Genomic DNA, 8,696 nt, shown 5'->3' with positions numbered 1-8,696 from the left:
CGGTTTCCCAGCTGAAGGGTTCCCCGCCGGGCTACGTCGGCTACGGCCAGGGCGGCATCCTCACCGAGGCGGTGCGCAAGCGCCCGTACAGCGTGGTGCTGCTCGATGAGGTCGAGAAGGCGCACCGGGACGTGATGAACCTGTTCTACCAGGTCTTTGACCGCGGGTTTATGCGCGACGGCGAGGGGCGCGAAATCGACTTCCGCAACACGGTAATTCTGATGACCTCCAACCTCGGCAGCGACCACCTGATGCAGCTGCTGGACGAACAGCCTGACGCCAGCGACGGCGACCTGCACGAGCTGCTGCGCCCGATCCTGCGCGACCACTTCCAGCCCGCGCTGCTGGCGCGCTTCCAGACGGTGATTTACCGCCCGCTGGGCCAGGCGGCGATGCGCACTATCGTCGGCATGAAGCTGAACCAGGTGAGCAAACGCCTGGCGCGCCACTACGGCATGAAGACCGCGATCGCCGACGGCCTGATGGACGCGCTGACGGACGCCTGCCTGCTGCCGGACACCGGGGCGCGCAACATCGACAGCCTGCTGAACCAGCAGATCCTGCCGGTGCTGAGCCAGCAGCTGCTGACGCACATGGCGGCGGGGCAGAAGCCTGAGTCGCTGAGCCTGGGCTGGGACGAGGAAGAGGGGATTGTGCTTGAGTTCAGCGCGGGAGAGGCACCATGAGCACAAATCCCGTAACCCGTTTCACCCACAGCCACCACCTGCTTTCGGTAAAGGACTGCCCGTCCACGACGGACGTGCTGGCCTTTACCGGCAGCGACGCGCTGAGCGTGCCGTTCAGCTACCGCATTGAGTTCACCAGCGATAACCACGCCATCGGCCGGGAGATGATGCTGATGAAGCCCGCGTCGCTGACCCTGCAGGCGCCGGTAGACCAGGGCTTCGGCATCAGGATGCAGCAGCCGGTGCGGGTGATTCAGGGGGTGGTGAGCGGGTTCGAGCGGCTCGGCACCTCGAAGGACGAGACGCACTACGCGCTGACCCTGCAGCCGCGCCTAGCGCTGCTGTCGCGCTCGCACCAGAATGCGATTTACCAGGACATGTCGGTGCCGCAGATAGTGGAGAAAATCCTGCGCGAGCGCCACGGCCTGCGCGGGCAGGACTTCCTGTTCTCGCTTTCAAAAGAGTATCCGCGCCGGGAGCAGGTGATGCAGTACGGCGAGGACGACCTGCGCTTCATCACCCGCCTGCTGGGCGAGGTGGGCATCTGGTTCCGCTTCACCACCGACACGCGGCTCAACATCGACGTGGTGGAGTTCTGCGACGGGCGGCAGGGGTATGAGAAGGGGCTGACGCTGCCGTCGGTGCCGCCGTCGGGCCAGCACGCGCAGGGCGCGGACTCGGTGTGGGGCATGCAGTGCCGCCACAGCGTGGTGCAGAAGCAGGTCAGCACGCGGGACTACAACTACCGCCAGGCGAATGAGGACATGAACGCCCTCGCGGACGTGACGGGCGGCGACGCCACCACCTACGGCGAGGCGTACCACTACGCGGACAACTACCTGACGGCGGGCGGGGCGTACGACCGCAGCCCGGCGCCGGAGACGGGGGCGTTTTACGCCCGGCTGCGCCACGAGCGCTACCTGAACGGGCAGACGCGGCTGTCGGGGGTGACCGGCAGCCCGGCGGTGGCGCCGGGCCAGGTGCTGACCGTGACGGGCGGGTTTGAGGTGCCGGAGGCGTTTGCGCGCGGGGCGGTCATCACCGCGACGGAGAGCGAGGCCCGCCGGGACCGGGACTTTGAGGTGCGCTTTACGGGGATACCGGACGGCGCGGAGACGGCCTTCCGCCCGGAGCCGGGAAAACGCCCGGTGATGGCCGGGACGCTGCCGGCGCGGGTGACCAGCACCACGGAAAACGACGCCTACGGGCATATCGACAAGGACGGGCGCTACCGGGTCAACATGCTGTTTGACCGGGACGGCTGGGAGACCGGGTTCGAGAGCCTGTGGGTGCGCCAGTCCCGCCCGTACGCGGGGGACACCTACGGGCTGCATCTGCCGCTGCTGGCGGGTACCGAGGTGGCGATAGGCTTTGAGGACGGCAACCCGGACCGGCCGTACATTGCCGGGGTGCTGCACGACTCGGCGCACGGGGACCACGTCACCATCCGCAACTATAAGCGCAACGTGCTGCGCACGCCGTCGAACAACAAAATCCGCCTCGACGACGAGCGCGGGAAGGAGCACATCAAGGTCAGCACGGAGTACGGCGGCAAGAGCCAGCTGAACCTGGGGCACCTGGTGGACGGCAGCAGGCAGCCGCGCGGGGAGGGCTTCGAGCTCAGGACGGACAGCTGGGGTGCGATACGGGCGCAGAAGGGGCTGTTCATCACGGCGGACGGGCAGGCGAAGGCGCAGGGCGAGGTGCGGGAGATGGCGGCGGCCATCAGCCTGCTGAAGGGGGCGGTTAACCAGGTGAGCGGGTGGGGAAGCATCGCGCAGACGCACCACAACGCGGCCCCGGACGCGGAGCCGCTGAGCGCGCTGGCCTCCGGCGCGGGCGAGCTTAAAGAGCCTGCGCTGCTGATGTCCGCGCCGAAGGGCATTGCCGCGGTGACGCCGGAAACGACGCTGCTGCACAGCGGAAAAGGGCTGTATCTGCAGAGTCTGGGGGAGGTGAACGTCAGCACGGCGCAGCGTTACTCGGTGAACGCGAGCCAGGGGATATCGGTGCTGGCGCACCGGGAGGGGATGCGGCTGGTGTCGGCAAAGGGCCCGCTGGCGGTGGAGTCGCATGCGGACACGCTGTCGCTGACGTCGCTGAAGGACGTAACGGTGCAGTCGACGCAGGGGCATCTTCAGCTGACGGCGAAAAACGGCATCACGCTGGCGTGCGGAGGTGCGTACATTCAGCTGACGCCGGAGGGCGAGGTGAAGGTGCACAGTCCGGGGCTGCTGAGCCTGAAGGGGCAGCACCAGTGGACGAGCCCCGCGAGCCAGGACTATCCGCTGCCGGAGCTGCCCTCGTCGGTGTGTAAAGAGTGTCTGAAGAAGGCGCAGCGGCTCGCGCAAGGCTTTGTGCCGAGGGAGGCATAAATGAACATTACCGGTTGGATAAATTGGCTTCAGCAGACCTGCGCTGATATTGAAACGAACCATCTCGATTTCATTATCGATCAGTGCGGTATCGATTTTTCCGTTATTCCCGCGCTGCGGGAGTTTTCTTCCCGGCTTCAATGGCAGTCTCTTTATCAGGGGCTACCGGAGGATGCCCTGCCCGAAGAGGCTCCGGTCCTGGTGCGTATGACGCTCAGCGATCCCCAGCAGATGCAGTGGCTTAGCGAGCTGGTGCTGAAAACGCAAGACACCGCTCCGCTGATGGCGATATGTTCCCCATGGGCTTTTTCTGCGCTGGCGGAGTGGCTTACTGACTGCGTTGATGCAACGCACGAAGGGCGTGAGGGGCTGTTTCGGTACTTTGATGCGCGCATTTTCCCTTTCCTGTTCTCCGATATTCTTACGCCAGAGCAGCAGGTTCAGCTGCAGCGCCCGGCGCTGTTCTGGAGCTGGCTGGATCACGACGGCAATCCGGCCCTGCTGATGGGGAACGGCGCGCAGCCAGCGAAAGATGAAAAATGCAGCAAAATTGCCTTCAGCGACAACCAGTTCGAGCGCCTGATGTGCATTTGCGACGTTAAGCTGCTCCTTCGTCACCGGGACGTTCCGGCTGAGTGGTTTGCTTCTCTGGAAGAACGATTTTCAGCCTGCTATACGGCAATGGTTACCGCAACAGAAAAAAGGATCATGCTGGATAAAGCGCGAGAGGATTGGGTGATCGATTCGCTGAGAGAACGTCAGCATATCGAATCCTGAATGACCGTCTTGCGCCCGGCTGTCTCATTATTATTAATGGAATGCAAAATGAAAAAAGGACATTACGTTGCGGCAGTGGGCGCGTTATTTTTGACGACGATTTGTCAGACAGCTCTGGCCGGAACGATAGAGGCGGTCAACCACACCAAATGGGCGATCAATTATTTCAGCGTTGACGGCCAGTCTGGGATCGATGTAATCGGGCCTTATCAGGGTGGTGGTGGTGGATGTTGCTACCGCGTGCCTTCAAAGTGGCAGCCGGGAATGACGGTCAGGGTCGACTGGGAAACAGGTGTGGGGGGATCGAAAGGTTTTCCTGGTTTTGCTGATTGGGAAAATTACAAAGCATGGGAAAAAAAGATGAAGGCTCAGAATAAACAGCACAGCAAAATCGTGCCGGTTCCGGACTATACGGGGCAGGAGACCTGCGGAATCACGTTACATTTTATGCCCTGCGATGAGGTGAAAGTGACGACAAGCTGTGCAAACTATGGTCGACCGGGCTACCCGATCAAGGAGCCGATTAGAATGGCGGAGCCGAAGGTCTGTCCGAAATGATTGCCACCCGGCGTTTATTATTCCTCTGTAATGCTTAGTCATGCCAGCCGGAAGGATATAGCTAAGCAAGATGTACGTTATCTGTTTATTCATTAAGGGAATGAAATATGAAAAAAGGAATTTACGTTGCGGCAGGCGCGTTATTTCTGGCGACGACTTGCCAGACAGCTCTGGCCGGAACGATAGAGGCGGTCAACCACACCAAATGGGCGATCAACCATTTCAGCGTCGATGGGCAGTCGGGGATTGACATTATCGGGCCTTATCAGGGAGGCGGTGGCGGCTGCTGCTACAGCGTGCCTTCTAAGTGGGAACCGGGAATGACGGTCAGGATTGACTGGGAAACGGGGGCTGGCGATACAGAAGGATTCCCGGGTTTTGACAAATGGGATGAATATCTAAAATGGAAAAAAAAGATGAAGGCCCAGAATAAGCAGCACAGCAAAATCGTGCCTGTTCCAGACTATACGGGTCAAGAGACCTGCGGGATCACGGTGCATTTTTTACCCTGTGATGAGGTAAAAGTGACAACGAGCTGCCTGACGTACAACAACCCCAATCACCCTATTAAAGAGCCGATTAAGATGGCGGAGCCGGAAGTCTGTCCGAAATGATTATCACCCTGTGTTTAATATTCCTCTGCAATGCTTAGCCATGCCAGCCGGAAGGATATAGCTAAGCAAGATGAACGTTATCTGTTTATTCATTAAGGGAATGAAATATGAAAAAAGGAATTTACGTTGCGGCAGGCGCGTTATTTCTGACGACGACTTGCCAGACAGCTCTGGCCGGAACGATAGAGGCGATCAACCACACCAAATGGGCAATCAACCATTTCAGCGTCGATGGGCAGTCTGGGATTGACATTATCGGGCCGTATCAGGGCGGTGGTGGCGGCTGCTGCTACAGCGTGCCTTCTCAGTGGCATCCAGGAATGACGGTCAGAGTGGATTGGGAAACGGGTGCCGGAGATATGGATGGTTTTCCTGGGTTTGGAGATGATGCTAAATACCTGACATGGGAAAAAAAGATGCAGACCCAGAATAAGCAGCACAGCAAAATCGTGCCGGTTCCAGATTATACCGGGCAGGAAACCTGCGGGATCACGGTTCATTTTTTACCCTGTGATGAGGTAAAAGTGACAACGAGCTGCCTGACGTACAACAACCCCAATCACCCTATTAAAGAGCCGATTAAGATGGCGGAGCCGGAAGTCTGTCCGAAATGATTATCACCTTGTGTTTAATATTCCTCTGCAATGCTTAGCCATGCCTGCCCGGAAGGGCATAGCTAAGCAAGATGCACCTTATCTGTTTCATTCACTAAAGGAATGCAAAATGAAAATACGACATTACCTTGCGGTTCTGGGCACGTTATTTTTGGCAACCCTCAGTCAGGCATCTCAAGCCGGAACCATTGAGGCGGTCAACCACACCAAATGGGCAATCAACCATTTCAGCGTCGATGGGCAGTCGGGAATTGACATTATCGGGCCATACCAGGGGGGCGGTGGTGGCTGCTGCTACAGCGTACCCTCTAAGTGGAAACCGGGAATGACGGTCAGGGTTGACTGGGAAAGCGGGGAGGCGTCTACAGATGATTTTCCAGGATATGAAGATAGGGCTAAATATTTAGCGTGGGAAAAGAAAATTGATAAAAGTAATAGAAATCACAGCAAGATTGTACCTGTACCAGATTATACCGGACAGGAGACCTGCGGGATCACGGTCCATTTTTTACCCTGTGATGAGATAAAAGTGACAACGAGCTGCCTGACATACAACAATCCAAATCACCCCATTAAAGAGCCGATTAAGATGGTGGAGCCAAAAGTATGTCCGAAATGATTACCGATCTGGCCTGGTATCCACCCCCTTTTCCGGCACAGGGACGTCTTCCTACCCATACGGCGTTGATTGGCGAAAACTGCGCTAAGCAGGATAGTCACGAGCTGGACTACCGACAGCAGCTGTGCGAGGCCGCCAACCGCCGCGTAGAGCCGCCATGCTGTAAGACCCTGCATATCAGCCTGTTTTTTGATGGCACCGGGAATAATTTAAACAACGATCTGTTTGTGGCGCGGCAGGAGAAGCAGATTCCCCACCCAACCAATATCGCCCGCCTGTTTCGCGCCACCATCGGGCAGGGGGCTGCCGGTGGACTAGGCATGAATAGCGCTGAGCTGTTTGATGCAAGCGGCAGTGGAGAGGATAAATACTATAAGTATTATCTTCCCGGCGTCGGCACCCCTTTTCCTGAGGTAATGGATCTGGACTTCAGCATGATGGGGCTGGCGGCGGCAACGCATGGTGAAGACCGCATTAACTGGGGTCTATTGCGGCTGATTGATGCCCTGAAGCGGACGTTAACCAATAGTATGCTGTCCGAAAGCGACTGTTGGGACGCGCTTGAAAAGATGGCTACCTCACTGCCATCGTTTGGATTAACCGGAAGCGCAAATCGCTACGAAACCTTTCAGAGCCTGCTGAAAGATATGTCTACAAAGTTGCAACAGGTGTTGAACCCTACGGGCCCCGACAAACCGAAGCTGCTGGGCATCAAGCTCTACGTGTACGGCTTTTCTCGCGGTGCCGCGGCGGCCAGGACGTTTGTGAACTGGCTGAGCGAGCTGCTGCCAAAGCCCGAGGAAGGAAAGGATAAGCCCGAACAGTGCCTGGCCGTTGGCGAGCTGAAAATCCCGTTAAGCGTCGAGTTTCTCGGCATCATCGATACGGTTGCTTCTGTAGGCGTAGCGCATATTGCCCCGGTTGCTGAGGGGCATATGGGGTGGGCGGACGGCACCCAGGAACTGCCCAAGGAGGAAATCTACGGTGGGCTGATTAAGCACTGCGTTCATCTGGTCTCGTCTCATGAACAGCGCCTGTGCTTCCCGATGGACTCAATCCGCCGTGCGAACGGGCACTATCCTACTAATAGTGTGGAGGTGGTTTATCCAGGGATGCATTCGGATTTGGGGGGCGGGTATCCGCCAGGAGATCAGGGAAAGGCGAATGGACATGGAGACAGTTTGTTACTATCACAAATAGTTTTGCATGATATTTACTCTTCAGCTTTTGCAGCTGGTGCACCATTTAAAGTTTTAAAATCTTCATTACCAGACGATCTAAAACACCACCAATGGCGTATTTTGGATGCCGCTCAAATCAAAGAATTTGATATTGATACTATATTAATCAACCGCTTCAACGCCTGGCGAGAAATCACTCTTGGCGAAAAAACGCCCCTTGAGCCCATTTCCCCGGAGCAGGCCGCAAAATACGATCCACCGCGCGCGCCTGTGAGCCTGGAGAAAGCCCTTGAGAATCAGCAGGGTTGGATAACCGCCTGGCGTATTAATCGCTATGCTGGCGGTACGTACAAAACCCAGCGCTTTTACGTCGATTCAGCGGCAAACGGGCTGGATAAAGACAGCGACCCTATCGTCAGACAAGAGTCTGAAGCCGCTCGAGATGAGAAGCAAAAGGCTATTGAAGCCGAACGTCGTAAAATCAAAGACGACAAAGGCTATACCAGGGGCTATATAGAGCTTCCTCAGGGCCCGAAAGATTTTGACGCCGCCCTTGGGCAGACGCAGCTTCGTCAGGCCGCCGAGGAGTTCAGGGAGGATTATCACGATATCTCCCGAACCGGAACGGGTAACTGGCTGTTTAACGCGTTAGACGTAATGAGTAACGCTGTTTTTCTTCTGAATAATGACGATGAATACGGCGAGTGGCTGAGAATCAAAACGGCAGGTGAAACCCGTCTAAAAGTGCTCTTCCCGGATGCCGGAGAGGCAAGCAATGCTAACCTGCCGGGCGGGCTGGTGCGGGCGCTGTTCGACGATCAGGTCCACGATTCCCGCGCATGGTTTATGCATAACGCCTTTGGTGCCCGCGAGCCGTGGGGCAGCTACTTCCTTTACCGGATGATCTATTTTGGCAGCCGAAGCAGCAAGCCGATGACGCCGCTGATGATTGCTGGCGCGGTCGTGGGGGCGGCAACCCTCGTCGGCGGCGCGGCCATTATCATCAAACAAAAGAGCCTGAAGGGAAAACTGGCGGGGCTTGCCGGCACGGCGGGCGCGGTCTATCTGGAAACCCAGGCTATCGATCTGCTTTCCGGCAAACCTCTGCCGATGCTGCCAAATGCTGCACTTTTGCAGGCCCCAACGATGGAGCCGGGCGCGGTAGTTGCCCGGCAGAGTCAGGAGGTCAATGAACAGCGGCTGGCGCTGGCGAAATCGGTGGTTGAATCCAGCTGGGCAGAAAGGCTTCAGTCGACGATTACGGCGTAGGCC

The 8,696-nt window shown here is 57.6% G+C and carries 8 protein-coding genes; all 8 read left to right on the top strand.

Annotated features, from left to right (window positions below; all coding sequences use genetic code 11):
• On the top strand, window positions 1–686 hold a 686-nt coding region (locus tag DBY73_RS20685), incomplete at its 5' end, for an AAA family ATPase (RefSeq protein ID WP_181573267.1).
• A complete protein-coding gene (gene vgrG / locus DBY73_RS20680) occupies window positions 683–3,061 on the top strand; it encodes a type VI secretion system Vgr family protein (protein ID WP_112013087.1) in 2,379 nt (792 codons plus the stop codon). The genes DBY73_RS20685 and vgrG, both read left to right, overlap by 4 nt.
• Complete coding sequence (locus tag DBY73_RS20675) at window positions 3,062–3,838, top strand: DUF4123 domain-containing protein (protein WP_112013086.1); 777 nt, start codon at window positions 3,062–3,064, stop codon at window positions 3,836–3,838. It abuts the gene before it with no gap.
• Between the two features lie 48 nt (window positions 3,839–3,886).
• Window positions 3,887–4,396, top strand: a complete 510-nt coding sequence (locus tag DBY73_RS20670; RefSeq protein WP_112013085.1) for a DUF3304 domain-containing protein — start codon at window positions 3,887–3,889, stop codon at window positions 4,394–4,396.
• 107 nt (window positions 4,397–4,503) lie between these two features.
• Window positions 4,504–5,010, top strand: coding sequence for a DUF3304 domain-containing protein (locus tag DBY73_RS20665; RefSeq protein ID WP_112013084.1), 507 nt, complete (start codon window positions 4,504–4,506; stop codon window positions 5,008–5,010).
• A gap of 107 nt (window positions 5,011–5,117) precedes the next feature.
• The gene (locus DBY73_RS20660; protein WP_112013083.1) at window positions 5,118–5,624 is read left to right on the top strand and encodes a DUF3304 domain-containing protein; all 507 of its coding nucleotides are present in this window, start codon (window positions 5,118–5,120) and stop codon (window positions 5,622–5,624) included.
• 109 nt (window positions 5,625–5,733) lie between these two features.
• Window positions 5,734–6,243 (top strand): DUF3304 domain-containing protein, encoded by a 510-nt coding sequence (locus DBY73_RS20655; protein WP_112013082.1) that lies wholly within the window; start codon window positions 5,734–5,736, stop codon window positions 6,241–6,243.
• Window positions 6,231–8,693: a DUF2235 domain-containing protein gene (locus DBY73_RS20650; RefSeq protein WP_112013081.1), complete on the top strand. Its 2,463-nt coding sequence runs from the start codon at window positions 6,231–6,233 to the stop codon at window positions 8,691–8,693. Before DBY73_RS20655 ends, DBY73_RS20650 begins: the two co-directional genes overlap by 13 nt.
• Window positions 8,694–8,696 lie beyond the last annotated feature (3 nt).

The sequence above is a fragment of the Enterobacter sp. RIT418 genome, assembly GCF_003057745.1.
GTDB lineage: Bacteria > Pseudomonadota > Gammaproteobacteria > Enterobacterales > Enterobacteriaceae > Enterobacter.
The sequence above is the reverse complement of the archived record's forward strand: the minus strand, read 5'-3'. Positions and strand labels throughout refer to the sequence as shown.